The 26,749-nt window shown below is 38.6% G+C and carries 20 protein-coding genes and 1 tRNA gene; 10 read left to right on the top strand and 11 right to left on the bottom strand.

Annotation, left to right across the window (positions count from 1 at the left end; translation table 11 throughout):
• Positions 1-5 precede the first annotated feature (5 nt).
• The 7 genes from R3X28_RS09210 to R3X28_RS09180 all read left to right on the top strand — a co-directional run bounded on the left by R3X28_RS09210 (position 6) and on the right by R3X28_RS09180 (position 13,649).
• Positions 6-1,055: an SMP-30/gluconolactonase/LRE family protein gene (locus R3X28_RS09210; protein WP_317664041.1), complete on the top strand. Its 1,050-nt coding sequence runs from the start codon at positions 6-8 to the stop codon at positions 1,053-1,055.
• A gap of 80 nt (positions 1,056-1,135) precedes the next feature.
• Positions 1,136-3,130 carry a glycoside hydrolase family 127 protein gene (locus R3X28_RS09205; protein WP_317664040.1) on the top strand — a complete coding sequence of 665 codons (1,995 nt, stop codon included), beginning with the start codon at positions 1,136-1,138 and terminating at the stop codon, positions 3,128-3,130.
• Between the two features lie 748 nt (positions 3,131-3,878).
• The gene (locus R3X28_RS09200) at positions 3,879-5,456 is read left to right on the top strand and encodes an MFS transporter (RefSeq protein ID WP_317664039.1); all 1,578 of its coding nucleotides are present in this window, start codon (positions 3,879-3,881) and stop codon (positions 5,454-5,456) included.
• A gap of 358 nt (positions 5,457-5,814) precedes the next feature.
• Positions 5,815-7,707, top strand: coding sequence for a CRTAC1 family protein (locus R3X28_RS09195; RefSeq protein WP_317664038.1), 1,893 nt, complete (start codon positions 5,815-5,817; stop codon positions 7,705-7,707).
• Between the two features lie 29 nt (positions 7,708-7,736).
• The gene (locus R3X28_RS09190) at positions 7,737-9,443 is read left to right on the top strand and encodes a sulfatase (RefSeq protein WP_317664037.1); all 1,707 of its coding nucleotides are present in this window, start codon (positions 7,737-7,739) and stop codon (positions 9,441-9,443) included.
• An 11-nt stretch (positions 9,444-9,454) separates the two neighbouring features.
• Positions 9,455-10,942, top strand: a complete 1,488-nt coding sequence (locus R3X28_RS09185) for a sulfatase-like hydrolase/transferase (protein ID WP_317664036.1) — start codon at positions 9,455-9,457, stop codon at positions 10,940-10,942.
• A gap of 340 nt (positions 10,943-11,282) precedes the next feature.
• Positions 11,283-13,649 (top strand): hypothetical protein, encoded by a 2,367-nt coding sequence (locus R3X28_RS09180; protein ID WP_317664035.1) that lies wholly within the window; start codon positions 11,283-11,285, stop codon positions 13,647-13,649.
• Positions 13,650-13,986: 337 nt separating this feature from the next.
• Here R3X28_RS09180 and R3X28_RS09175 read toward each other — a convergent pair.
• Positions 13,987-14,071 (bottom strand) — tRNA-Ser (locus R3X28_RS09175).
• An 89-nt stretch (positions 14,072-14,160) separates the two neighbouring features.
• Between R3X28_RS09175 and R3X28_RS09170 the strand changes: the two genes are divergently transcribed.
• From R3X28_RS09170 to R3X28_RS09160, 3 genes are read left to right on the top strand one after another with little or no spacing between them, the layout of a single operon-like run.
• A complete protein-coding gene (locus tag R3X28_RS09170; RefSeq protein ID WP_411556603.1) occupies positions 14,161-14,964 on the top strand; it encodes a sulfite exporter TauE/SafE family protein in 804 nt (267 codons plus the stop codon).
• 16 nt (positions 14,965-14,980) lie between these two features.
• Positions 14,981-15,619: an NAD(P)H-dependent oxidoreductase gene (locus R3X28_RS09165; RefSeq protein ID WP_411556602.1), complete on the top strand. Its 639-nt coding sequence runs from the start codon at positions 14,981-14,983 to the stop codon at positions 15,617-15,619.
• 20 nt (positions 15,620-15,639) lie between these two features.
• On the top strand, positions 15,640-16,830 hold the full coding sequence (locus R3X28_RS09160) for a DegT/DnrJ/EryC1/StrS family aminotransferase (protein WP_317664034.1): 1,191 nt from the start codon (positions 15,640-15,642) through the stop codon (positions 16,828-16,830).
• Between the two features lie 6 nt (positions 16,831-16,836).
• Here the strand turns inward: R3X28_RS09160 and ribB are convergent, their stop codons facing one another.
• The 10 genes from ribB to nhaC form a co-directional block, all read right to left on the bottom strand.
• Positions 16,837-17,979 (bottom strand): 3,4-dihydroxy-2-butanone-4-phosphate synthase, encoded by a 1,143-nt coding sequence (ribB, locus tag R3X28_RS09155; RefSeq protein WP_317664033.1) that lies wholly within the window; start codon positions 17,977-17,979, stop codon positions 16,837-16,839.
• 17 nt (positions 17,980-17,996) lie between these two features.
• On the bottom strand, positions 17,997-19,469 hold the full coding sequence (locus R3X28_RS09150) for an LptF/LptG family permease (RefSeq protein ID WP_282056101.1): 1,473 nt from the start codon (positions 19,467-19,469) through the stop codon (positions 17,997-17,999).
• Positions 19,470-19,651: 182 nt separating this feature from the next.
• Positions 19,652-20,296, bottom strand: coding sequence for a LolA family protein (locus tag R3X28_RS09145; RefSeq protein WP_154367074.1), 645 nt, complete (start codon positions 20,294-20,296; stop codon positions 19,652-19,654).
• 6 nt (positions 20,297-20,302) lie between these two features.
• A complete protein-coding gene (locus R3X28_RS09140) occupies positions 20,303-22,672 on the bottom strand; it encodes an FtsK/SpoIIIE family DNA translocase (RefSeq protein WP_317664032.1) in 2,370 nt (789 codons plus the stop codon).
• A gap of 64 nt (positions 22,673-22,736) precedes the next feature.
• Positions 22,737-23,102, bottom strand: coding sequence for a diacylglycerol kinase family protein (locus tag R3X28_RS09135; protein ID WP_282055702.1), 366 nt, complete (start codon positions 23,100-23,102; stop codon positions 22,737-22,739).
• Positions 23,095-23,601, bottom strand: coding sequence for a thiol peroxidase (gene tpx / locus R3X28_RS09130; protein ID WP_154367081.1), 507 nt, complete (start codon positions 23,599-23,601; stop codon positions 23,095-23,097). The genes R3X28_RS09135 and tpx overlap by 8 nt, the downstream gene beginning before the upstream one ends.
• A gap of 130 nt (positions 23,602-23,731) precedes the next feature.
• The gene (locus R3X28_RS09125) at positions 23,732-23,989 is read right to left on the bottom strand and encodes a DUF6952 family protein (protein ID WP_179955109.1); all 258 of its coding nucleotides are present in this window, start codon (positions 23,987-23,989) and stop codon (positions 23,732-23,734) included.
• Positions 23,970-24,284, bottom strand: coding sequence for a thioredoxin family protein (locus R3X28_RS09120; protein WP_154367083.1), 315 nt, complete (start codon positions 24,282-24,284; stop codon positions 23,970-23,972). The genes R3X28_RS09125 and R3X28_RS09120 overlap by 20 nt, the downstream gene beginning before the upstream one ends.
• Positions 24,285-24,369: 85 nt before the next feature.
• Positions 24,370-25,014 (bottom strand): peroxiredoxin, encoded by a 645-nt coding sequence (locus R3X28_RS09115; RefSeq protein ID WP_154367085.1) that lies wholly within the window; start codon positions 25,012-25,014, stop codon positions 24,370-24,372.
• A gap of 240 nt (positions 25,015-25,254) precedes the next feature.
• On the bottom strand, positions 25,255-26,736 hold the full coding sequence (nhaC, locus tag R3X28_RS09110; RefSeq protein WP_154367087.1) for a Na+/H+ antiporter NhaC: 1,482 nt from the start codon (positions 26,734-26,736) through the stop codon (positions 25,255-25,257).
• Positions 26,737-26,749 lie beyond the last annotated feature (13 nt).

Here is a 26,749-nt window from a genome sequence, read left to right as displayed (position 1 = left end):
ACTATATGATTTATCAAAAACACATAAAATCGCTTACTCTTACCCTTACCCTTTTAATTGTAATAGGGATAAACCATATTACAGCACAACAGATAAATCTAAAACCGGCAAAACTATTTGTCGGGTTACCCAGTTTTTGTCCGACACCGGATGCTTTTGATATTGCTCCGGATGGGAGTTTAGTTCTCTCATGTCCTAACTTTGCCGATAAAACATTGCCTGGTATTTTAGTAAAAATCAATAAGGATAAAAAAATCACCAAACTTATAGAAATACCAGGGGTTACAAAAGATAGAAACTCTAACCCCATGGGTATTGCCTATGCTCCAGATGGTAGTTTGTTTGTATGTAACAACCAAGGCAGGAACCAAGGTCAGGTTTTATGCATCACTTTTGATGAAAAGGGGAATCATACTATTGAAATTGTTGCCGAAGGCATGGTACAACCAAATGGGATTCGTTATCATGACGGTGCTCTTTACGTTACGCAACCCGCCATGCCGAAAATAAGAACCGAAAATCATGTGAGCGGTTTATACAGGTTTAAAACTTCGGATAGGAACATATTGATTAACAATGATAAATCCGATTCTAATTTAATTTACATCGCCGAAACCATTAACCCAAACAGAAAAGTCGGTTTGGACGGTTTGGTATTCAATAAAGCAGGTGAGTTAATTGTTGGTGATTTTGGTGATGGAGAGCTAATAAAATTAATTTTAGACGAGGAAGGCAAGGTTACAAAAGAGGAAATGTTTGCAAATCTTCCAAAAGCAACGGGGATAGATGGTATCAATACCGATTCAAATGATAATATTTATGTTGCAGGTTTTTGTCAGAACCAAATTCTAAAGGTTGACCCCAAAAGTAACGTAACTTTAATTGCGGATTATGATGATAATGATGGAGCAAATGGCCAAATAGACCAACCTGCAGATATAATCGTGTATATGAACAATATCATTATATCTAATTTTGATTTAATGACTGGAGAAAGAATTACAAATTCCAAACATAGTAAACCCTATACTTTATCATATATAAAAATAGAATAAAGTTACTAAAGAACATTAAAAGGTGAATTCACCAACATAACGCAATTCAGACTGATTCAACCATATAAAGAGAAAAACTTATGAAAAAAGAAGCAAACTTTCATAACAAGGCTATAACTAATACATCGCAGAGTCCTTACGTTAAACTAAAGAGCATCAACTTTGGGGATTGTATTTGGAATTCAGGATTTTGGGCCGAAAAAGTAAAATCAGCAGAAGAGCATATGTTACCTTATATGGGGGATCTTCTTTGCGGTGATATAGGCCATGCCTTGAACAATTTTAAAATCGCAGCAGGGGAAAAAGAAGGAGAACACAAAGGGTTCTATTGGCATGATGGGGATTTCTACAAATTCATGGAGGCCAAAACATATATTTACGCACTTACCAAGGATAAGGATATTTTAAAAGAATTGGATGACTATATCGCGCTAATAAGTAGGGCACAAGAAGAAGATGGGTACATTCATACGTACATTCAAATTACGGAAGATGCAGACCGATTTGAAAACCGAAAGTATCATGAAATGTACAATTTCGGGCATTTGTTTATTGCAGCTTCTATTCATTATAGAATGACAGGCCATCGTAATTTCTTGGATATAGCTTTAAAACAAGCCGATTTGTTATACACCTATTTCATGCCAGATACAAAACATTATCAAAGATTTGGTTTTAACCAAACTCAAATTATGGGATTGGTTGAGCTTTACAGAACGGTTAAGGATAGAAAATATTTAAAACTGGCGGAAAAGTTCATTAATAGGCGTGGAACTTTTGAAATAAAACATGATTCTACAACAGAGGGTTATCCCATTGGCGATATGGTACAGGAGCGTACACCCTTACGCGAATCTGAAGAAGCTGTTGGCCATGCAGTATTGGCATTGTATTATTATGCCGGGGCTGCCGATGTTTATGCAGAAACAGGGGAAAAAGCGCTAATAGATGCCTTAGATAAGTTGTGGGAAAATGTTACAGGAAAAAAAATGTATGTAACGGGGGCTGTTGGACAAGCACATTATGGGGCGTCTACCAATCTGGATATGATAGAAGAAGGCTTTATAGATGCTTACATGATGCCAAACATGACTGCCTATAATGAAACCTGCGCCAACTTATGTAATGCAATGTTCAGTAGTCGGATGATGGGTATTAAGGATGAATCAAGATATGCGGACATTATTGAATTGGTATTGTATAACAGTGGCTTGTCAGGAATTAGCCTTGGAGGAACAGAATATTTCTATTCCAATCCATTACGTATGGTAAATAATTCCAGAAATTATGATTCTCATGCAGATGTAACGGAAAGTCCGGTAAGACAACCCTATTTAGAGTGTTTCTGTTGTCCGCCGAACTTGGTAAGAACAATTTGTAAATCATCCGGTTGGGCTTATAATTTATCGAAAAATGGAGTGGCGGTCGTGTTATTCGGAAGTAATGATTTAGATACGACTATGTTAGATGGTTCTACTTTAAAACTATCTCAAGACACGGATTACCCATGGAAAGGATTGGTCAAAATAACCGTTAATGAATGTAAGGATTCCGAATTCGAGATTAAGGTCAGGATTCCAAAATGGGCCGTAGGTAGCACGCTGAAGATTAACGATGAAGATGCGCCTGTTGAAGTAGTCCCAGGGACATTCGCCGTGGTAAACAGAAAATGGAAAGCTGGAGATACCATTGCTTTAGACATGCCAATGAACGTAATGCGGTTAGAAGGCCATAACAGAATTGAAGAAACCAGGAATCAAATCGCCGTAAAAAGAGGGCCTATTTTATATTGTTTAGAGACACCGGATTTACCAGAAAACACGTCTATTTTAAATGCATACATTAAAGGGAATGCAGAATTTAAAGCAGTCCATAAACCAGGTTTTCTAAATGGTGTTACCGTTGTTGAAACAGAATTGTTATTGAGGGAAGACAGGAATGACGAAATGTATCAGGCCATTTCTAAACCGGAATTCAAGTCATATGAAACACAACTTGTTCCTTATTTTGCTTGGAGCAATAGGGGGCAAGCTGAAATGACGGTGTTCATACCGGTCGTATGGAATTCCAAATAAAATAGTAATCAATCATTTAACGAAAAATTGGGTCCTAAATATAAACCATAACAGTTCGCCATAGGATTTATAACGGTTGTTCACCTAATGGTTCTTTTATTTGTAATTCAGATCTTTTGACTCAAGATATACTTGGTATTGTACATATGAAGACAAGTGAACATGGCTATGGGGATATTGGTGGTATAGAAATTTACTTAAGGTAAAATATGGTATGCATCAGTTAAGATATACTTATCGAGCTTACTTATTTGCCCTTTCCTTTGTAAAGGCCAAAATTATGGTATTCTTTTAAGGAGGAAAGGGTGTTAAAAGAATTAAACATATCAACCCTACTTAAATGATATAGTATACTAGTAGTCTAATGGTAGGTTGCATCGTTGGATCATAGCCTGGATATAAAGGCATATGATGTATCTGGAAACAAACTTGAATGGCATAACTTCAAAAATGAAAGTAACGAGACTAATAACAACATCTATTAAGCGTCATGTTCGGGGATACGGAAACCCCAGGCCATGGATACATAGGTAAATAAGAGTTTGTGAAAACCATCAGATATAATAGGTAAGTACCACTGGCATTTTATATTCAGTAAGTCATAAAATTTTTGTTCAATTTGCCTTAAGTGGTTTTATAACGGCTGTGGAAAAAGTAAATTTGACCAATGGCGAAACCAAAACTGTATTAGTATAAATTGTAAATATAAATCTTAAGACCGGTAATTGGTCAAAAATCATTAAGCATTATGAATTCATTCAAAAAAAATGCCTTTACTTATTCTACCATAGTGGCTTTGGGAGGTTTTGTGTTTGGTCTTGATGCGGCTTTAATTTCCGGGGCATTTAAGTTCATAACGGCAGAATTCAATCTAAATGAGTGGCAGGTAGGTGCACTAGGTTTTGGGCCAGGAATTGGAGTGTTGGTCGCCTTACCACTGGCCGCATGGTCTAGTAATAAATATGGCCGGAAGACAACTTTGAAAACAATAGCCGCATTGTATTTGATATCAGCATTAGGTTCGGCTTTTGCCCCATCATTCGCTACTTTGTTCGCTGCCCGTTTTTTGGGGGGACTGGCTTTTAGTTCAATAACATTGGCGGCTATGTATATCGGTGAGGTTTCACCTGCCCAATGGAGAGGTAAATTAGTGTCGATGACACAAATCAATATTGTACTAGGTTTAACGGCCGCATATTTCATTAATTATTGGTTATTGCAAATTACCAATTCAAATGCGGAATGGGTATCTACTCTAGGAATACGTGAGTATACTTGGAGGTGGATGTTAGGTATTGAAATTATACCGGCATTGATCTGGTTTGGTTTGCTTTTCTTTGTTCCTCGAAGTCCAGCTTGGTTAATTTTTAAAGGTGAGTTTGATAAAGCTAGGAAAACCTTGGCCAAAGTATTTCCCGGAGAGGAAATAGAAAATCATATTCATGTAATGAAAGAAAGTATTGAAGATAGTAACCAAGACAGGTCCGTTGGGTCTCAAATGAAAGAAATTTTCAGCAAAAAAATGAGCATAGTGGCAATTGTTGCTTTGACTATGGCCATTGTGCAACAATCAACTGGGATAAATGCCGTATTAACGTATGCTCCAACTGTTATGGAACAGTTAGGTTTAGGTGAAAACGCAGCATTTGAGCAAGCTATATGGATTGGGTTGACCAGTGTAGTTTTTACAATATTATCCTTGGTTCTTATTGATAAAGTAGGACGACGCCCCATGATGATCATGGGGTTGGTTTGGGTAATTTTAAGTTTAGGAATATGTGCTTATGGTTTTGGTACGGCCAAATATGTAATGACGACTGAAGCTATTGCAGAAATGAAAGATATTCCTGATGTTGATAAACTAACGGTATTGGTAGATAAACAATTTTCTACTGATATAGAGTTCAAGGAAGCGGTAAAAGAGGTTATGGGTGATATTTCTGCAAGGGATAACTCCAGTGTATTTCTGCAAAAGTCGGCAGTACTGAATGCAATGTTGATATTGATTGGTATTTTAAGTTTTATAGCGGCATTTCACTTTTCGGTTGGCCCAATCATGTGGGTATTGTTATCTGAGATTTTCCCCATTTCCTTAAGAGGTATCGCTATTCCGTTTTTTGCGTTGATATCTAGTACTATAAGTGCATTAACACAATTCTTTTTTCCATGGCAACTGGCAAATATGGGGGCGAGCACTATCTTTCTGTTCTACGGTGGTTTGGTGTTTATCGGTCTTGTCATATTGGTCAAATTCTTACCCGAGACCAAGAATTTGACGATAGAGGAAATTCAATCAAGAATGCGGCTTAAGGCCAATAAACATTGACAATAAGAAAGTAAGGTTAGAATAGTGCTTTGAAGGGGTATAATTATGAAAAATAATGAGCCGCATTTCATCTAATTTTAGGTTTGAAAAGCATCGGAACATGAAGGTTGTTCAGTTGGTTACCATTTGGGCATAGATTTTTAATAGCTGCATGGCTCAGCATATCACTATTGCGATTGAGTGTGATTTTAAAAATTGGAGATGGGTGCCTTAGAAAGGAAATTATCAAAAAATGAATTTTCCGGTATTATTGACACATATAAGATTGAATTGCGAAAAAATGACCTTCCCAGAACGAAGGCTGTTAAATTCTTTATCGAAGATATGGTCATAAAAAATTAATTGAAAATAGTAGACCATGAGCGTGATACAAAAAAATAGTATCAAAACATTTAGCATTACATCACTGTTCCTTATCCTGATTTCAAACCATATTCAAGGACAGCATGCAGTGACGGATGCAAGTGTTCATTTTAAAGAAACATTTGAAGATTTCGTACGAAAGGATAAAAACCTAAGAAAATGGGATGCGCCTTCCGTAGCTGATCTTGACCAAGATGGGTACCCCGACCTTTTATTGAATGATCACGGTTTAGGTATTAGTGTCTGCTGGAACAATCAAGGTCATTTTGCAAAACCGATAGATGTCATTATGGGTGATCTTCATGGCGTAGCCGTTGGTGATATTGATTTCGATGGTAAGCTAGAGGTCATCATGTCCCGTGGCGGTGGTTCTGGGAGTAATGCCCGTAACTCCAAAATGTTCCGGGTAAACAAAAAAAGGGAATTCATTCCGTTGGAGGATTTCGATATTCCTTTGGAAATGATGCGTGGTCGTACGGTTAAATTTTTTGATGGAGATAATGATGGTGATCTTGATCTTATCAATTTTGCCTTTCCTACAAAAGAAAAAAAGGGTAAAAGCGAAAACTATGTTTATGAAAATGATGGCAATGGCCAACTCATCCTAAAATCAACATTGCCACCATCCATTGCAGATGGGCAAAAAACCCTTTTAACCGATATCAACAGCGATAATATCATTGATCTTATCCTATATGGCCATGAAACGATAAAAGTTTTCCAAGGATTGGGCGATTTGACTTTTAAGGAAGTTACTGGTAAGGTACTGCCTAATCCTATATCCGATGTTACCTCTGTGGTAGAAATCGATTACGACAATGATGGTGATTTTGATCTTTATCTAACCCGTGGGAAAGATTTTGAGATTGGGGAAACCTTCTACAATAAACAAACAAAAAATTGGGCGTTTTACACCAAACGTGGTAATTTCAAGTTTGAAGATCTACAAACAGGAGATGTATTGCAAATGCGCAATTTCCAATCACAATGGCCATATAATGATGCATACTATATTGGTGAAACCGGATACTTGTATGATTTTCCTGGGGAAACCCATTCCGGTAAAGATATCCGTTTGGTCAACAGCAATGCCTTGGGATTTCCTGATAAACTTAATGAAAAAGGAGGAATCCATGTAGGTTATGTCGGCAATGACAGATGGCGTATTGCTGGCAATACATGGTCACCAACAACAGGAGTGGTGCATGGTGTTTTGGATTATCCGGAATACAATCACCCTGAAGGGCTTCCGGACATTTTTCTTGAGAACAAAAACGGAAAATTCGTAGATATAACGAAAAAGGCAAAACTTATTTTGGAGGAGCACACCGTGGCGGCTTCCGTTGCCGATCTCGACAACAATGGTTTTCAAGACCTTTTGGTTATCCGAAGGGGAAATATGGTTTTTCAAAATGAACCGATCGTTTACCTTAATCAAGGTAATTCGCAATTCCAACAAGAAATGGTAAGTGGTATATCCACTTCCGACTGGGGTTCTATGGGCATGGCCGTTGAAGTCTTGGATTATGACCTCGACGGAAAGGTTGATATCGTCATCGGTAATGAGCGTGGTAAATGGCACTTATTCAAGAACCTTAGTAAAGAAGCAAACACGAATTCCTTTATCTCCATAGAGGTCGGTACATCTTCCTCTGGACAGGCAACTTCCTTGGGTGCAATAGTGAACATCAAAAGCTGTACAGGTGTACAAACACAACATATTGGGAGTACAGGCGCTTCCTATTCCCAAAGTTTTAACAAGCTTGTTCATTTTGGTTTAGGCCAATGTAATAAACCTATAAAGGTGACCGTAACTTGGAGCAATGGGGAAGCAATAACACGTACCATTAATAAAACACGACAGAAAATAACAATAGGTAAAAACTGATTTTCAAACATAATAAATCAAAATACAACATGAGTCCTCTAATGAAATTTGGTAAAATTGAATTTAGAAAAGAGGTTATCCTTTTTCTCCTTACGGCCTTATTAATGGTCAGTTGCAAATCACAAAATGATAAACCCGTTGAAGAAACGAGCAAAAAACCGAATATTCTCTTTATCGCTATTGATGATCTACGCCCAGAGTTGGGTGCCTATGGTTCGGAAATGGCAATAACCCCTAATTTGGATGCTATTGCAAAAGATGGTTTATTGTTTGAAAACGCCTATTGCCAACAGGCAATCTGTAGTCCTTCAAGGGCTAGTTTAATGACGGGTGCCCGACCGGAAACAATACATGTCATTGAAAATTACACCTATTTTAGAGACGCTAATCCTGATATTATCACCTTGCCACAGCATTTTAAAAACAATGGTTACGAGGCAACGAATACAGGTAAAATTTATCATAAACCTGGTTTTGCCGATGCCGAGTTGTCATGGAGTAGAAAACCGGCATATGATAAGATGACCATTGAAAAATCGAAAACCCCAGGTGGATTCGCACTTCCTGAAAATCAGGATATGTTTAGAAAGAACCAAGCCGATATGATAGCCAAATATGGACCCGAAGCCCCAAGAAATGGATTGGGAAAAGGGCCTGCCTATGAATATGCGGATGTACCGGACACTTTCTATGAAGATGGTTACAATACGGAATTGGCTATCGTGACCATGAAAGATATGGTTGAAAAAAATCCTGATAAGCCATTCTTTTTAGGTCTGGGAATGAAGAAACCCCATTTAGATTGGTTGGCCCCTAAAAAATATTGGGACCTCTATAACCGTGATAGTATTAAATTAACAACTCAAACCCATGCCCCAAAAAATGGAGCCGCTATGGGATTGCATCCATCTTTTGAGTTGCGTGCCAGATATGGTATTCCTAAAAAAGGGGCAATCGATGATGAACTGGCCAAAACATTGAAGCATGCGTATTTAGCTTCCGTGAGTTATATAGATGCGCAAATCGGAAAAATGATCAATGCTTTGGAAGAAGCAGGTCTAAGGGACAATACCATAATCATGGTCTGGAGCGATCATGGTTGGCACCTTGGTGAAATGGGAATTTGGGGTAAGGCGACCAATTATGAAATTTCAGCCCGTGTACCCTTGATGATTTGGACTCCAGATATGCCCAAGGGAACCAGGGGAAAAACCTCCAAAGCCTTAGTTGAGTTGGTAGACATGTATCCTACACTTTGTGAATTGGCCGGGTTAGATAAACCAGAACATCTTGAAGGAAAGAGTTTTGCTCCTTTATTAAAAGACCCAAATACAAATTGGAAAAAAGCAGCATTTACGCAATTCCCAACACCGGCTTTACGCGAATGGGCGGCAAACCCCTTGTCCAAAGGAATGCGAGAAACCTACTTTGGGCCTTTAATTGAAGAAGTAGAAGGAAAAATTCAAAAACAGCAAAAAGACAAATGGGATAGAGAGTTATTTGAAAATTATCTTATGGGATATGCCATGCGTACGGACCGTTATCGTTTTATCCTTTGGAGGGATTACCGCGATTCAAAGGCAGCGCCATTATTTTTCGAATTATATGACCATAAAAACGATCCCAATGAAACAGTGAACATCGCCGATGACCATCCAGAATTGGTGGCTGAACTTTTAGCCCAGTTTAATAAAGGTTGGAAAGGAAACCTTGCTAATAGTACAAAAACCGAATAAAATTAGAGACCATGCTTCGAACAATAAAGAATCTACTGTTATTCATATGTTTTTTATCCCTTGGTAATTGCAAGGAAAAAACAAAAACGGAAATCGCCAGTACTAATGTAGAGGTTGATAGACCCAACATACTTGTGGTCATGTGTGACGACTTAGGGTATTCGGATGTTGGGTTCAATGGTGCCAAGGATATTACGACACCCGAAATCGACAAATTGGCTTTCAATGGTACGATCATGACCTCGGGCTATGTGTCCCATCCATTCTGTGGCCCAAGTAGGGCAGGATTGATGACTGGTAAATATCCACATACTTTAGGAGCACAATTCAATTTGCCCGCCAATAGTGAGGTTACTGTAGGTAAGGGTGTTTCTTTGAAAGAAACCTTCATTAGTACGGTATTACATGATGCAGGATATTACACAGGGGCTATTGGCAAATGGCATTTAGGACCAGAGCCTGCCTACCATCCGAATAGAAGGGGTTTTGATTACTATCATGGATTTCTTGGAGGGGGGCACAACTATTTCCCTGAACAATATACAGCTGCTTACAATAGACAAAGGGAACAGGGTAAAAAGGTTATTTTCGATTATTTGAAACCATTGGATTATAATGGGGAAGAAGTGAAAAACCCAACCGAATATTTAACCGATGAACTATCGCATAAAGCTGTCGAATTCGTTGATAATGCTAGCAAGAGAAAGAATCCGTTTTTTCTTTTCTTAGCGTACAATGCACCCCATGTTCCCTTGGAGGCCAAGGCCGAGGATCTGGAAAAATTCAAGGACATTAAAGATGAAAATCGCCGCACCTATGCTGCAATGGTATATGCCGTGGATAGGGGGGTTGGAGAAATTGTTACTGCCCTAAAGGAAAACGGTCAATTTGATAATACCCTTATCGTTTTCTTAAGCGATAACGGGGGTAAGGTCACCAAAGGTGCCACGAACTTTCCTCTTAGGGAAGGAAAAGGTAGTACTTGCGAAGGAGGGTATCGCGTACCCATGTTCTTTCATTGGCCTGGTAAGGTTGCTAGTGGACAGAAGTTTTCATATCCGGTTTCCGCATTGGACTTTTACCCAACCTTCGCCAATTTGGCACAAGCTGAAATACCCGAAGGTAAAGAATTGAACGGCAAGGATATTTGGCCTGCATTTAGCACAGGTAAAAACCCTCGTAAAGGGGAAATGGTCTTTGTGCTCAGACATCGTGAAGGGTATAGCGATGTCGGGGTAAGACAAGACCAATGGAAAGCGTTAAAGACCAATCAAAATACTTGGAAGCTCTTCAATATCGACGAGGATATGGGCGAAGAGAATGATTTAAGCGATCAATATCCTGAACAACTTGCTCAAATGGTAGCTGGTGCCAGGGAATGGAGCAAGTCCCATGCCGAACCCCAATGGTTCGATCCTGAGGAATTACGGGAAATTTGGAAGGAAAAGGATATGGCCAAGTTTAACGGAACATTTGACCTAGAACAAGGAAATGATTAGTGATATCGAATCTATAAAATAGTTTTGCTCAAAATAGGCGGTTCGGGAATGTGGTTATCAATATGCAGGGTTGGTTAAATGGCTGAAAAACTATGGATGAAACTGCAGGTTGTGTAAGGGTAAAATGGTTTATTTTTTATTAGACCAATTTGTTTTATGCGTGTTAAGTTGCGAAAAAATCAAAACATGGGGATAGTTTATTCTAGAAAGTGATTTTAAAATTGTTAGGAGTTAATGCCGATGGGGGTAATATTATCTTATATACGGTTAAATTCAAGTATATGCCCAAAATGGATTATGTATTTCTTTACAATTGTAATATTCTTAAAAGTTAACACTCATGAAAAGACATAGTTTATTTTTCTGTTTTTTGGTTCTCGCACTTTTAAATGCTTGTGGGGTTAAATCACAATATGAAAAAGAAGCACTTCAAAAAATTGAAATCCTTGAAGGCTTAATGAAAGAAGCCCGTTCAAGATCATTGGATGTTACTAGAGAGGAAACTACACTTTGGTTTGCCAATGAATTTTTGAAATTTGCCAATTGGGACGAAACCAATAAAGAAGCTACAGCTAAACTATTTGGTTATGAACGTTATTATGCTCAAAATAAAGATTCTTTAGCAGAAATACTTCCAGATTTTGAACGCAAGAAAGTAATCCAAATATTAGACAAAAGTATAGCTGATTTAAAGAAAGAGCTTAACGGGAAGATAAAACGTAGACCTGTTTCTAAAGTAGATTGGCATAATACAAAAGCAGGGGATAATATGTTTGTAAGCAATGGCAAACCTTCTTTCCCGTACGATTATTTCTCAAAAACTGTTGGGCAACCGCTCACTAATGAAGCTGTGTACAATGACCATTTGGGAGCAATATACCATGGTGGTGAAAACTTGTATCCAGTTGATCACGATCGGGCTATTAATTCATTTTTGCTAAAGGAAGACGGTACATTTGATGAAAAACTCATGAAAGAGCTTACGGGCATTCCCGATACCAATATCGGTTTCTTGATATATTGGTCAATGGGAATTCCGGAATGGGTAGAAGCAAAAGAACCTGAGATTAGAAAAGGACGTTCCTTATTTACAGGATTTGATATTGATAACCCTACTGCTCGGGATTTGTGGGGTAAGATTATTCGTCACACCGGAGAGCTCACTAAAGGAAAAAAGGTTACTGAGTTAGGGTATATTTTCGCTAACGAACCACACTGGTATTCCGAGAAAGATCATTGGACATTTAATTATAAAGAGATGAACGGTATTTCGTCTTATACACTAAATAAGTTCAGATCTTGGCTGAAAGATAAATACAATGGAAATATTAAAAACCTGAATTCAAATTGGGACACTGAATTTAAAAGTTTTGATACGGTTGAAATAGAAATACCAATTGATAAGGCATTAACAGGTAAACCAATATGGTATGATTGGAATCGTTATAATATGCATCGAAGTACAGAATGGTTCAAATTTATGCAAGATGAATTGCACTCAGTTAACCCCGAAGCGGATACACATATTAAACTATTCCCGCGAACATTTTATGAAGATTCACGATCTCACGGGATGGATTTCGAAGCATTAACCGAACTAACGACAATGATTGGTCATGATGCAAAGGCGTTAGGTAGTCCAAGCATTAGATCCCACATCAATTCAGACTGGTATAAACAATATGCTTACAAATGGGATGGAATGGCCATTTTGCATGACTTCTTAGAGTCCATTGGTCCAGATAAAATTAATGTAAACTCGGAATCCCATTTTCTTTCTTCAGGAATGTGGAGAGATTTAGAAGCGCGAACTAGTTACGTTCGTAATGTATATTGGCTTGCCACCTTAATGGGTATGGATGCAAATATGGGATGGTTTTGGGCGCGGGATCCCGATGGATCGCCAGAGGATAGATTAGAAGGGGAACTTAACTTCTTTGACCCAGGTCTAGGTGGTGCCTATGCAGGTTCTAACAACATGCAACCTCACATTGCCAACGAAGTGACACAGGTGATGTATGATTTAAATAGTTTTTCCGAAGAAATTATTACCCTTCGTAAACAACCTAGGCCATTACGTTTCTTTTATTCGGAGACATCCGCTATCAACACCCCCGATTATATGACCCAAACGGGTAAATTATATAATGCTCTTTTTTTTGAAGGGTTACCCTTAGGCTTTGTTACTAAAAACATAATCGAAAAACAAGATAATAGTATTTGGAATACCGTTGTGGTTTATAAAACCAAATATGTAACCGATGCTGAATTTTCCAGCTTACAGTCTTATTTGGATAATGGTGGAAGCGTAATTATTGATTCTCCAGAGAGCTTATCAATGAATGAATACGGAAAAAAACGCAGCAAGAAGCTAACCGAAAGTAACGGAAAACTTATTTTTTTAAATGATGCGGATATTTCGGAAATAAAAAAAACTGCATTAGCTCAAGTTGCTAAGCAAATGCCTGATGTAATTATAGAATCTGATAACGGGAAAGATTTTAAAACTGTCATTTCAAGGGTTGTTAAGCAAGTAGACGGTTCTTACTTGGTAAATTTGCTTAATGTAGGTCATGATACAGCTAAGATTAAATTGTCATTGAAATCCGGTGCGCCGGTATCAATAAAAAATTTGATGACAACAAACCCTGTTGATGTTGAGTTCAGCTTAGCATCTGAAGAAGTTTTATTGTTGGAAGTTAAGTAGTTTGTTATTCTTAATAATGTTCACAGGTTAGGAGGGGATTTTGGGATAAACATCAAAGGTGGGTGTTGTTTGATATTGTGTTGTTTAGTATCCCCCATTTTTTAGGATAGTCCATATTCTTTGAATATACAAAACATTCAAAACACAAATAACATGTAAAGTATTGAATAACAGTATTTAACATAGTATTCGGTGCGTGTTTTTATTCAAAAATTTACGCACCGAATACCGCACCTTTTATTTGATATTATATGGTTTTATATGATATTATAGAAAATTAAAAAAGCCCGAAAACATAGTGTTTACGGGCTTTTGGCGGAATTTGGTTGATTCCTAGCGGAGAAAGAGGGATTCGAACCCCCGGAGGTGTGACCCTCAACAGTTTTCAAGACTGCCGCATTCGACCACTCTGCCATTTCTCCTGAGTGCCTCATCAGGTATTCCCTGAATGCGGGTGCAAATATAATAACCTTTTTCAATTCCAAAAAGGGAAAGTTGATTATTATTTTAAATGGATCGGTATTATTCTTTCCAAGGGGGTTATTTTTACCCTATGGAAGAATGGTATCATTATGTTCTCTTGATTACCGTCGGATTTATAGTTGGGTTTATAAATACGGTTGCCGGGGGTGGATCTCTACTCATATTGCCGGTTTTGATATTCTTGGGTCTTCCACCTAGCGTTGCCAATGGTACCAATAGGGTTGCCATTGTAATACAAACGGCCATAGCCACAGCTGGGTTTAAGAGTAAAAAGGTGTCTACGTATCCGTTTAGTCTCTATCTGGGGATTTCTGCCTTGATCGGATCCATTATAGGGGCGAACATAGCGGTTGATATAAAGGGAGAAACTTTCAATAAAATATTGGCTATAATAATGTGCTTGGTAATATTGATCATTATCTTTAAGCCGAAAATCCGTTCAGAAGATTTTTTGGAGCGTACCAAAGGCAAGTATTTGTGGATAAATGTTGTGGCATTTTTCTTTTTTGGTATTTACGGTGGCTTCATTAATGCCGGACTAGGGTTTGTCATGATCATCTTCCTGCACTATGTGAGTCAAATGACCTTGGTACGGGCAAATGCTACCAAAGTTGCCGTAGTGTTTCTTTACACCGCTTCAGCATTGGTCGTTTTTATTTTGAACGACAAGGTGAATTGGGCAGTAGGACTGGTCTTGGCAATAGGAAATGGGTCGGGGGCCTGGCTGGCTAGTAGGGTCTCTGTAAAAAAGGGTGACGGATTTATAATGACCTTTATTGTGATAATGGTCATTATCATGGCCATAAAATTGTGGTTTTTCGATTTAAATTAAAATAGAATTGTTGAAAGTGGAGAAGAACATTGCACATTTAAAATGGCGATATGCCGTTAAAAAATTTGATTCAAAAAAGATATTGCCCAAAGAAAAGGTCAATGGATTGAAACACGCCTTTAATCTTACGGCAACTTCCTACGGTTTACAGCCCTTAAAAATGGTAATTCTACATAATAAGGAAGTGCAGAAAAAATTGGTGGATTTTTCATACGGACAAGGACAGGTAGGTAACGCCTCCCATATCTTGATTATCTGTATAGAGAATAAGATCGATACCGACTTTATAACCCGATATTTTGATCTTGTTAGAAAGGTTAGGGGTACAAAAGACGAAATACTGAAACCTTTCCAAGATTCCTTAGTCGATAGCTTTTCTAAGAAGGAATCCGAAGAAGTACGTATTTGGGCTACAAATCAGGCTTATTTGGCATTAGGCAATCTATTGTCGTATTGTGCGCTGGAGGAAATAGATTCTTGTCCCATGGAAGGTTTTGTGCCTGAGGAATATGATAGACTTTTGGGATTGCAAGAGAAGGGACTCACCTCTGTTTTGGTTTTACCTGTGGGGTATAGGTCAAAGACGGATCCCTTTTCAAAAATGGAAAAAGTGAGGAAGCATGTTGATGAAAGTGTTATTGAAATCATTGAATAAATTTTAAAAAAATAAATAGAATGCCAGGTTTTGAACTTTTTGGTGAACAAGAAAAAAAGGAAGTACAGGATGTATTGGATTCTGGAGTACTAATGCGATATGGTTTTGATGGTATGCGTCAAGGCCATTGGAAAGCAAAGGAATTGGAATCGGCTCTAACGCAACGAATGCAGTCTAAATACGCCCATATGGTGAGCAGTGGCACTGCCGCTTTGACCGTTGCTTTAGCGAGTGCCGGTATTGGGGCAGGGGACGAGGTTATCGTGCCCACTTTTACATTTGTCGCCAGTTTTGAAGCTGTTTTGGCTTTAGGTGCGATTCCGGTTTTGGTTGATATCGATGCTACGCTCACTTTAGACCCACTAGCCGTAGAAAATGCGATTACAAAAAATACGAAAGTCGTAATGCCCGTACACATGTGCGGTTCAATGGCCGATTTGGATGCCTTGAAGTCTATTTGTGATAAGCATGGTTTATTGTTGCTGGAAGATGCTTGTCAGGCAATCGGCGGTAGTTATAATGGCAAACCACTAGGTAGTTATGGGGATTTAGGTTGTTTTTCCTTCGATTATGTAAAGACCATAACTTGTGGGGAAGGAGGAGCCATAATTACGAATAATGAAAGTTATTACAGTAATGCAGATCATTATTCCGATCACGGACATGATCATGTTGGAAATGATAGGGGGGAGGAGGCGCATCCGTTCTTAGGATATAATTATCGTATCTCGGAACTGAATGCAGCTACCGGACTTGCACAAATTAGGCGATTGGATGAATTTCTTGATATTCAGGAACGTAATTACAGCATCATAAGAAAAGCTTTGGAACCCATTGATAATATCACGTTTAGAACCGTTCCCGAAGGTGGAGTGGAGAACTATTCTTTTCTTAGCTTTTTCCTGCCCGATGGTGAAAAGGCCAAATTGGCACAAAATACACTCAAAGAAGCTGGGGTTGATGGCTGTTTTTATTGGTATGATAATAATTGGCATTACTACCGCAAATGGGAACATTTGATCCATAAGAAATCATTGGGTAATTTACCACAGGATGTAAAGAACCAATTGCCGGATTATTCCCAATCTGACTTTTCCAAATCCGATCATTGGATATCCCGGAATATTTCCTGTTTGATCAAACTGGCTTGGTCAGAGGAAGAAGTTCATCAACGAGCCAAAAAAATGGCAGATGTTTTAAAGAATTTATAGGAGATTTTAGTATTTAACGTACTCCACGATTTCAAGACCATAACCTACGATACCAACTCGTTTGGTTTGTTGGGTGTTGGTCAATAATTTGATTTTGGATATTTTAAGGTCGTGCAATATTTGGGCACCAACACCGAAATCCCTGGAATCCATTTCAATTTTCGGGGCTTCATAGACACCGTTTTCCTGTAGTTTTTTCAACTCGGATAAACGGTTCAAAAGGTTCAATGATTGTGATTCTTGGTTAATGAAGACAAATGCGGCATTATCGGAATCGCTGATAGCCTCGAACATCTGCTGTAACTTCGTATCCGGATTGGTGGTCAAGGTTCCTAAAATATCATTGTTGACCAATGTGGCATTGATACGGGTCAAAATAGGTTCGCCTTCGTCCCAACTTCCCTTGGTCAATGCTATATGTATTTGATTGTTCGTGGTCTGTTGGTAAGCACGTAGCCTAAATTTGCCAAAACGGGTGTTGATTTCAAAATCTTCTTTCTTTTCTATCAAACTATCGTGCTCCATCCGATAAGCAACGAGGTCTTCGATAGATATGATTTTTAAATCGAACTTTTTGGCCACCTTCACCAATTGTGGCAATCTGGCCATGGTACCGTCTTCGTTCAAGATTTCCACCAAAATACCTGCTGGTTCGGCACCCGCCAATCGTGCTAGGTCTATTGCTGCTTCGGTATGGCCTGTTCTTCTTAGTACACCACCATTCCTTGCTTTTAATGGGAAAATGTGACCGGGACGCCCTAAATCATGGGGTTTTGTTGATTTATCTACTAAGGATAAGATGGTTTTGGAACGATCATGCACAGATATCCCCGTAGTACAGCCGTGCCCTATCAAATCTACCGAAACGGTAAATGGGGTTTGGTGCAATACGGTATTGTGTTGAACCATCATATTCAGATCTAATTCCTTACAACGATCTTCGGTCAAGGGAGCACAGATCAAACCACGACCATGTTGGGCCATAAAGTTGATCATTTCCGGAGTTACTTTTTCGGCTGCTGCAATAAAATCCCCTTCATTTTCACGATTTTCATCGTCAACTACAATAATGACCTCTCCTTTTTGTATAGATTCGATTGCTTCTTCAATCGTATTTAATTGTATGTTGTTCTTCGTTTCAACCATCATGTCGCAATTGATTTTTTCTATTTCTTTTTAAATAATTTTTGAAAAAACTCAACAAATCCATCTAAATTCATCAATCCTCTATCGGCCGTTGCCCGTTTTGTCAAAACAATGCTCAAAGGTAACATTATCATTGTAGATAACCATGCCCCGATTATGGGGTGTATTTCGTTTTTCTTGGCATAATTCTCTGCAAACACACCAATGAAATAGTAGGTAAGAAATAATATAATGGCAATTACCATGGGTAGGCCTATACCTCCTTTACGTATAATGGCGCCTAAAGGAGCACCAACAAAAAATAGAATGACACAGGATAAGGCCAAGGCAAACTTTTTATGTAATGAGAGAATATGCCTATTGTAGATCTCGTAGCGTTTACTGAGTTCGTTTTTCTTTCCTTGAATAGAGGTCAATAAATTGGAGGAATTGGTTTTGGCAGCTGACATCAGCTGAATTTTTTGCCAATCAGGGTATAGGTTTATTATATCTGCAATTGATCTAATACTATCTTTGGCAATAGTGTCTTTCTTTATTTTTTTGACTTTGCTGTATTTTTCTTCAATCTCTTCCTTAGTAATAGGTTTTAAAGAGTCTTTACGGAAACCTGCAAATGCCCCGACCCTTGTTTGAATATTTTTGGAAAAGGCCCCCACGATCCTTAGGTTGTCCTTTTTTAATGAATCAATATCTTTTGTTAGACGGGAAACATTTTTCATTTTTTCAGTACTTACATCCCGTTCTTCCTCCATATCAACATTATTGAATTCAGACAGGTCGATATTCATGGTATAGGTGTCAAAATTCGCGTTGGCAAATGGGTATTTATTCTTGCCTTTGGTCGTACTTTTTTCCAAATCACGGTAATAATGGCCATCGTAGAGTACCAGTTGAAGTATATCGGAAGATTCGCTACTTTTCAGTTCACCGGTTTTAGCCTTGATTACGGTAGAGTTTACCTTGGTCTTCGTTTTTAAGTGTATGGTTACATTTTCTAGAAAACGATCGTTCTCACCATATTTTCTATCAACCTTTATATTCATATCGGCCCCTTCAAAGTCACTGAAGACCCCTTCTACGATAGCAACGGCAGGTTTTACCTTTGCGATGTTCCTTCTAAGGTTATAAATCTTTTGTTCTGAAGCCGGTATAACACTATTGGCGAAATAAAAGGTGATTCCACCCAAAAAGACAATGAAAACGATTAAGCTGAGCATGGCCCTCTGTAATGAAATCCCGGAAGCTTTCATGGCCGCGAATTCATAATTCTCAGCGAGGGTGCCAAAAGTCAATATAGAGGATAAAAGAACCGTAAGGGGTAAAACCTTCTCGGTCAGGTTGGGCATCAAATAAAATAAGAACTTGCCTATTATTATGATATCCAGTCCTTTACCGGCCAAGTCATCTATAAAAAGCCAAATCGTTTGGAATATGAAGATGAACATCAATATAACAAACGAGCTGAAAAAGTTAAATAGGAATCTCGATAAAATATACCGGTCTAGTATTCTCAATGTGATAATGTTAATTTAAATAAAACCTACAAATTGCCCCAATTTTGATTTGTGCCGAATAATGACCCAAAAATAATCATTTGTTTTGTCTTTCATGGGTTTTAAAAGGCAATCGAAAATAAGCTAGCTATTTGAAATATCATTCAGGATTTAAACCAACATTAGTTTCGAATAATGTAGTAACCTTCATCTTTGTACTTGTTCTCATCAAAAGTAAATAAGGTTTTCGACAAAGTTTGGTTCGTTTTAAAAGAATTAACAGTAATGGTAGTCATTGTACCGTTCTTCCCCGTTTCTATTACTTTATATATGTGTTTGGTCTCGGCATCAATACCTAGTAAAATGGATTTTATTTCGGTATTTGTGTCAATCGGGGTCAGTTTAATGAACTGTATTTTCTTTCCTTGTACGTTTTGTAATATGTCCCATTTATAGGTGTGTCCTTCCCTGTAGAATGTCAACATTTTGGAAGGGGTCACGGTGTCTTCATCGTTTGATTTGTCCTCAATGGTCACTTCCTCATTTTCAGGAACTATGGTATAGACCTTGCTACCATCGAACAATTGCTGTGCACCAAAGAAATTAGCGAGATATTTATCGCCTTGCATGGTAACATTGCCCCTGGTCTCGTCATTGATGCCTGCTTCTTTGTTATTTAGGACATATTTAAAGTCTACGAAAATATTGTCATACCCTTGAACTTTATTGTATACGTCATCCAATAAGGCTTTCGCCTTTTCTGAATTTTGGGCATTTGAAACACTTAGGGTTAAAAAAGTAACTGCAATTAAAAATATCTTTTTCATTAAAATTTATTTTGACTCGTTATTCAATAATTGATCTAATGCAATAATATCGGGCACCAAAACCTGTCTGGCCTTACTACCTTCAAAAGGACCTACGATTCCGGCAGATTCTAACTGGTCAATGATTCGCCCTGCTCGGTTGTATCCCAACTTCAGTTTTCGCTGCAATAATGAGGCCGATCCTTGTTGGGCGATAACAATTACTTCGGCAGCCTCCCTGAACATCGCATCCCTTTCGCTTATTTCATAATCAATACTTGTGCCAGAATCTTCTCCAACATATTCAGGTAGCTCATGGGCTTCAGGATATGCACGTTGGGATCCAATATAAGCCGTTATTTTTTCAACTTCCGGAGTGTCTACAAAAGCACATTGTAATCTGGTAACTTCATTTCCTTGGGTAAACAACATATCCCCACGACCGATTAATTGATCGGCACCTTGGGCATCCAAGATGGTTCTGGAATCTATTTTTGATGTTACCCTAAAGGCAATACGCGCCGGGAAATTCGCTTTTATGATACCTGTGATCACATTCACTGAAGGTCTTTGTGTGGCAATGATCAAATGGATACCGATTGCCCTGGCCAATTGTGCCAAACGTGCGATAGGGGTTTCCACCTCCTTCCCTGCGGTCATGATCAAATCGGCGAACTCATCAATGACCAATACGATATAGGGTAAAAACTTATGTCCGTCATTGGGATTCAGTTTACGTGCCTTGAACTTCGCGTTATATTCCTTAATGTTACGAACCATGGCCAATTTCAATAGTTCATATCTATTGTCCATTTCAATACAAAGGGAATTCAATGTGTTGATAACCTTGTTGTTGTCCGTAATGATGGCTTCTTCGGAATCAGGGAGCTTGGCCAGAAAATGGCGCTCTATTTTATTGTAAAGTGTAAGCTCAACTTTTTTGGGATCTACTAAAATAAATTTGACCTCTGCCGGATGCTTTTTGTACAGAAGGGAAGTAATAACGGCATTCAATCCTACTGATTTACCTTGACCTGTGGCACCTGCCATGAGCATATGGGGCATTTTTGCCAAATCGACCACAAAGGTCTCGTTGCTAATGGTTTTACCAAAAGCGATGGGTAATTGCATTTCCGCTTTTTGGAATTTGCTTGAAGCAATGACCGAACGCATGGAAACTACCGTGGCGTTTTTATTCGGAACTTCTATTCCTATGGTTCCCTTGCCTGGGATAGGGGCAATAATCCGAATGCCCAACGCAGCTAGGGATAAGGCAATATCGTCCTCAAGGTTTTTTATTTTTGAAATACGCACCCCTGCTTCGGGTACAATCTCATAAAGTGTTACCGTGGGGCCAATGGTCGCTTTTATCTGGGCGATTCCTATTTTATAGTTTTTAAGGGTCTCGACGATTTTATTTTTGTTTTCTTCCAGCTCTTCTTGGTTAATGGTAATGCCGCCAGCAGCACCATGCTGTTCCAATAAGTCTATTGTAGGGAATTTATAATTACCCAATTCCAAAGTCGGGTCAAATTCCCCGAAATCATCCACTAATTTATTCGCGAGAATATCGGTTTCTTCCTGTTCCTCAACAATTTTTTCCACTTCCATAGCGAGGACTTCCTCATCTTCGGTTTCTTCCGTTGGTATGTTGACCTCAAAATCGTCGATCACAGGTTCTTTTTCTAACGGTGGAATATCTTTTTTATGGGTGTAGGTGTCTATAATTACGGGAGCGTCATCCTCCTTTTCGAGAATAATCGAATCGTCGGAAACCGTTTTCTTGCTTTTGAATTCTGAACTGATGGATTCTTTTTTAGATTTAAAATAACCTACAAGGTCCTCGGGGGTGAAATTGAACAATCGTACCAAAATGAAAATCAAACCGAATAGCAAAAGCAGAAAAACACCGATTTTGCCCGTGTAATCTTGAAGAAAATCATTCATTTCATAGCCTACAAGACCTCCTAATAGCGGCCTTTCAACAGCAAAGAAACCTAGTGTTATAGATATCCAGATTACGAATACCAATCCCCAAATCCATTTTTTGAGCAATGCTTTTCCCGTAAGGCTAAGAAACATATACAAACCCGTATAGCCCAATAGAAAAGGAAATATCAAGGATGCTAATCCAAAGCCCTTGTACATGAACCAGTGACTTACGCTCGCACCGAATTTGTTCAAAAGGTTTTTGGCCTCTTCATTGCGATTGGCAAATTCGGTCAATAGGCTTTGATCGTCTTGCCATGTAAAATAAAACGAGACGAACGAAAAGAACAAGGCGATACTGAAAAGCATTAAAAGGCTTCCCAATATGATTTTATTTTGTTTGGATAATTTTAAAGATACGCCCTTTTTTGGGGTCTTGGGCTTTGACTTTCTACCTTTTTTTGCCATTAACAGATCAATTCTTGGGGTAAAAATACAAATTTACAACCTAAGCCAAAGCAAGGATTGTTTTTTAAAATATTTTTGGAAGATAGATGATTAACCCGATGATGCTTGCCCCAATGGAGACAAACATCACTGCGCCGGCTGAAATATCTTTGATGAAACCGATTTTGTCATCGAACCCAGGATGTACAAAATCAGATAACTTTTCAACCGCAGTATTGAGCCCTTCTATACCTAATACCAATGAAATCGCAAAAATCTGAAGTATCCATTCCGTTGCGGAAATATCAAAATAGAATCCGCCAGCGGTTACTATCAAGGCAATGAATACCTGGATTTTAATACTCGCTTCGGTTTTGATCAAAAGAAAAGCTCCCTTTAGGGCAAAACCCACACTGCGGATTCTATTTTTTAGAAAAGACTCCTTAGGCATCCATCAATGCTTCCAAGGCGGCCTTGTAATTAGGCTCATCTACCGTTTCGGCAACTTGTTCGGTATACACGACATTGCCTTTTTCATCGATTACCACGACTGATCGCGATAAGAGACCTTGTAAAGGACCATCGGTAAACTCTAGGCTATAGGTTTTTCCAAAGTTGCCATCCTTGTAATCTGATAACATTACCACATTTTCAATGCCTTCGGCCCCACAAAAACGGGTTTGGGCAAATGGTAAATCTTTAGAGATACAGAGAACAATGGTGTTGTCCAACTCGGCAGCTTCTTGGTTAAACTGACGTACCGATGCGGCGCATGTACCTGTATCGATGCTTGGAAAAATATTTAAAACCAATTTCCTTCCTTCATATTCGGATAAAGAACGGGTAGAAAGATCGGTTAGGGTCAATTTAAAATCAGGGGCAGGACTGCCAACTGATGGTAAATTGCCAATAGTATGTATTTCGTTTCCTTTTAGTGTTACGGTAGCCATAATTTTGTGTTTTAAAATGAACCGTGAAAATAAAAAATATATACCTGATATGGAATGAATATCAAATAAAAAAAGTCCGTTCCCCATTGGGTACCGGACTCCTTTTCTTTTTCAAAGCAATTTTATTTGACTATTTGTCTATAGATCCAACAACGCGTTTCATAAACTCGTTCAAGGCCTCTTTCTTATCTTTACCTTCCTTCACCGCCTTGTTCACCTCAAGCGCACCATACATATTTGAGATGATCTCGCCTATTACATCGAGTTCCTCATCTTTCAATGAAGGTACTTCGGTAAGAGCTTCCAAGGTCTCAAGGGTCTCGATGATGTAATCTTCATCGTTCTCTTCTATAAAACCGGTAAGATGTTTAATTACTGGTAACTTCACTGATCAAATCTTTTAGGACATCATACTTATTCGTCTGAACCTGATTTTTCAATTCCCCGTTTACGAAGGTCGCAAAAGTGGGTAGGTTATCAACTTTGGCCAATTTCCTTGACTCTGGGAATTTTTCCGCATCGGCCATTATAAAAGTAATGTCTTCGTTTACAGTAGATTCTTTTTTAAACTTTGGCTTCATGATTCTGCAATTGCCACACCATGTAGCGGAGTATTGAACCACGACATTTTTATTTTCTGCGATAATTTCATTCAAATTATCATTTTCCAATTCTAAAAGCATGCCTTTATAGTTTTATGATATGAAATTCATTGAGACAATGGCCTGATTAATACAGGCCATTGTGATTGTTTTTTTTGCTGTTGATTTAGTTTGAATGTGTAGCCAAATATTCTGAAACCCCTTTTCTGTCAGCGGTCATGGCATCTTTCCCTTCTTCCCAGTTCGCAGGGCAAACCTCACCTTTTTCCTGTACATGCGTATAAGCATCGATCAAACGTAAATACTCATTTACATTTCTACCTAATGGCATATGGTTGATTCCTTCATGGAAAACGGTTCCTTCCTCATCGATCAAATAAGTAGCCCTATAGGTAACATTGTCACCGTCAACAGTTACTACCCCGGTTTCCTCATTGTATTGCTCATTGGTAATATCCAAGATTCCCAAAGTAGAAGCAAGGTTTCTGTTGCTGTCTGCCAATAGGGGGTAAGTTACACCCTCGATACCACCATTGTCCCTTGCTGTATTCAACCAGGCAAAATGTACTTCGGCCGTATCACAAGATGCACCAATAACCACAGTGTTCCTATCTTCAAATTTCTTTAACGATTCTTGGAACGCCAATAATTCGGTCGGACATACAAAGGTGAAATCTTTTGGGTACCAAAAAAGCAATACCTTCTTATTGTTCTTTTGAGCTTCTTCCAATACATTCAGTTTGAAAGTATCGCCCATTTCATTCATTGCGTTTACATCTAAATCTGGAAATTTTTTTCCTACAAAAGCCATATATAATCTTCTTTAATTGTTTAATAATTCTGATGCAAAATTAGCACACGGTTACTTTATTTCTAATTATGTTAATTAGTAAAATCGATGGGTATATAACTATAGTAAATACCAAAGTTGAAAACGGACAATTTCTAAGAATCACAAAAATTTGAACTTCTTATTTTGCCTAAACAACAAAATGGCCATCCCTTTATTGAAGAGATGGCAATTGATTATTTTAAGTTTTTTTGGATAAAATCAATACACCTTGGCCAATTGCTTTATTTTGATTTGAAAAGCGGCGAAAATCAAGGTCATTATAGGGCTAAGCCAATTGAAAATGGCATAGAGGAAATATTCGCCTACACTAACCCCTAAAACACCACTGTGGTAGGCACCGCAGGTATTCCAAGGAATCAATACAGAAGTTACGGTACCGGAATCCTCCAGGGTCCTACTTAAGTTTTCAGGGGAAAGGCCCCTGTCCGCATAGGCTTTTGAAAACATTTTACCAGGAACAACAATGGCCAGGTATTGGTCAGAAGCTGTAATATTAAGGGCAAGGCAGCTACCTACGGTACTGGCGAATAATCCAAAGGTAGACTTGGCCATTTGTAATAAAGATTTGGTAATCCTTGATAAGGCACCGATACCATCCATGATTCCTCCAAAGAACATGGCACAGATTATTAGCCAAATGGTACCCAGCATGCCTTCCATACCTTTGCCGGTAAATAAATCGTTCAATGCGGCATTATCTGTCGCAACACTGGTCTTAACGGTTATCGCTTTCATAACCCCTTTGTAGCCTGATTCAAAAGTCAGTTGTTTGGAATTTGTAAGTCCGGCAACAATATCAGGTTGAAAAATAAGAGCGAACAGTGCGCCCAATAAAGTGCCGATCAAAAGCGCGGCCAAAGGAGGGGTTTTTTTTATAATCAAGAAAATAACCGCAACGGGAACAATGAAGAGCCAGCCATTGATGTTGAATGTTGCATCTATATCACCCATAATCGCAGCCGTATCGGCAGAACCTGTTGTTTCCAGAGTGAACCCAAGAATTATAAAAACCAACAGCGTAACTATAATCGTTGGTACGGTGGTCAGGAACATATATTTAATATGGTCGAACAGATCACCACCGGCCATTGCGGGTGCTAAATTGGTGGTATCACTTAAAGGGGACATCTTGTCACCGAAGTAGGCTCCCGAGAGTACGGCCCCTGCGGTCATTCCCAATGAGATTCCCAATGCTTCGCCTATACCTATTAATGCAATACCTACGGTGGCTGATGTTGTCCAGCTACTTCCGGTTGCAATGGATATGATGGCACAGATGACAACACAGGCCGCAAGAAAAATAGTGGGATTCAATATTTGCAAACCATAATAGATCATTGCGGGGATAATACCGCTAATTAACCAAGTACCTGCCAATGAACCGACCAATAATAATATAAGGATGGCCCCAGTGGTCGATTTAATATTTTCAGCCACTTCTGCCAACATTTGGGTGTAGCTGATTTTATTCCAAAAACCTACAATGGCAGCCACAGCACCACCAAGTAAAAGAATAAACTGATTGGATCCCCCTATGGCCTCATCCCCGAAAACAAATACATTGTACGCAAGCATGCCCACTAAGGCAACAACAGGAATCAGTGCTTCCCAAATGCTAAGTTCTTTGTTATCTACAATATGTTCTTCTTGTCTAAGCTCATCGGGATTGGTTTCGGTCATAAGTGTATTTTTG

It is taken from the genome of Maribacter sp. TH_r10, assembly GCF_033101095.1.
GTDB lineage: Bacteria > Bacteroidota > Bacteroidia > Flavobacteriales > Flavobacteriaceae > Maribacter_A > Maribacter_A luteus.
The sequence above is the reverse complement of the archived record's forward strand: the minus strand, read 5'-3'. Positions and strand labels throughout refer to the sequence as shown.

Bases quoted from the DNA above. Each gene is read 5' to 3' on its own strand.
- R3X28_RS09210 (WP_317664041.1), top strand. From the start codon at position 6: ATGATTTATCAAAAACACATAAAATCGCTTACTCTTACCCTTACCCTT.
- R3X28_RS09205 (WP_317664040.1), top strand. From the start codon at position 1,136: ATGAAAAAAGAAGCAAACTTTCATAACAAGGCTATAACTAATACATCG.
- R3X28_RS09200 (WP_317664039.1), top strand. From the start codon at position 3,879: ATGAATTCATTCAAAAAAAATGCCTTTACTTATTCTACCATAGTGGCT.
- R3X28_RS09195 (WP_317664038.1), top strand. From the start codon at position 5,815: ATGAGCGTGATACAAAAAAATAGTATCAAAACATTTAGCATTACATCA.
- R3X28_RS09190 (WP_317664037.1), top strand. From the start codon at position 7,737: ATGAGTCCTCTAATGAAATTTGGTAAAATTGAATTTAGAAAAGAGGTT.
- R3X28_RS09185 (WP_317664036.1), top strand. From the start codon at position 9,455: ATGCTTCGAACAATAAAGAATCTACTGTTATTCATATGTTTTTTATCC.
- R3X28_RS09180 (WP_317664035.1), top strand. From the start codon at position 11,283: ATGAAAAGACATAGTTTATTTTTCTGTTTTTTGGTTCTCGCACTTTTA.
- R3X28_RS09170 (WP_411556603.1), top strand. From the start codon at position 14,161: ATGGATCGGTATTATTCTTTCCAAGGGGGTTATTTTTACCCTATGGAA.
- R3X28_RS09160 (WP_317664034.1), top strand. From the start codon at position 15,640: ATGCCAGGTTTTGAACTTTTTGGTGAACAAGAAAAAAAGGAAGTACAG.
- ribB (WP_317664033.1), bottom strand. From the start codon at position 17,979: ATGATGGTTGAAACGAAGAACAACATACAATTAAATACGATTGAAGAA.
- R3X28_RS09145 (WP_154367074.1), bottom strand. From the start codon at position 20,296: ATGAAAAAGATATTTTTAATTGCAGTTACTTTTTTAACCCTAAGTGTT.
- R3X28_RS09140 (WP_317664032.1), bottom strand. From the start codon at position 22,672: ATGGCAAAAAAAGGTAGAAAGTCAAAGCCCAAGACCCCAAAAAAGGGC.
- R3X28_RS09135 (WP_282055702.1), bottom strand. From the start codon at position 23,102: ATGCCTAAGGAGTCTTTTCTAAAAAATAGAATCCGCAGTGTGGGTTTT.
- tpx (WP_154367081.1), bottom strand. From the start codon at position 23,601: ATGGCTACCGTAACACTAAAAGGAAACGAAATACATACTATTGGCAAT.
- R3X28_RS09120 (WP_154367083.1), bottom strand. From the start codon at position 24,284: ATGCTTTTAGAATTGGAAAATGATAATTTGAATGAAATTATCGCAGAA.
- R3X28_RS09115 (WP_154367085.1), bottom strand. From the start codon at position 25,014: ATGGCTTTTGTAGGAAAAAAATTTCCAGATTTAGATGTAAACGCAATG.
- nhaC (WP_154367087.1), bottom strand. From the start codon at position 26,736: ATGACCGAAACCAATCCCGATGAGCTTAGACAAGAAGAACATATTGTA.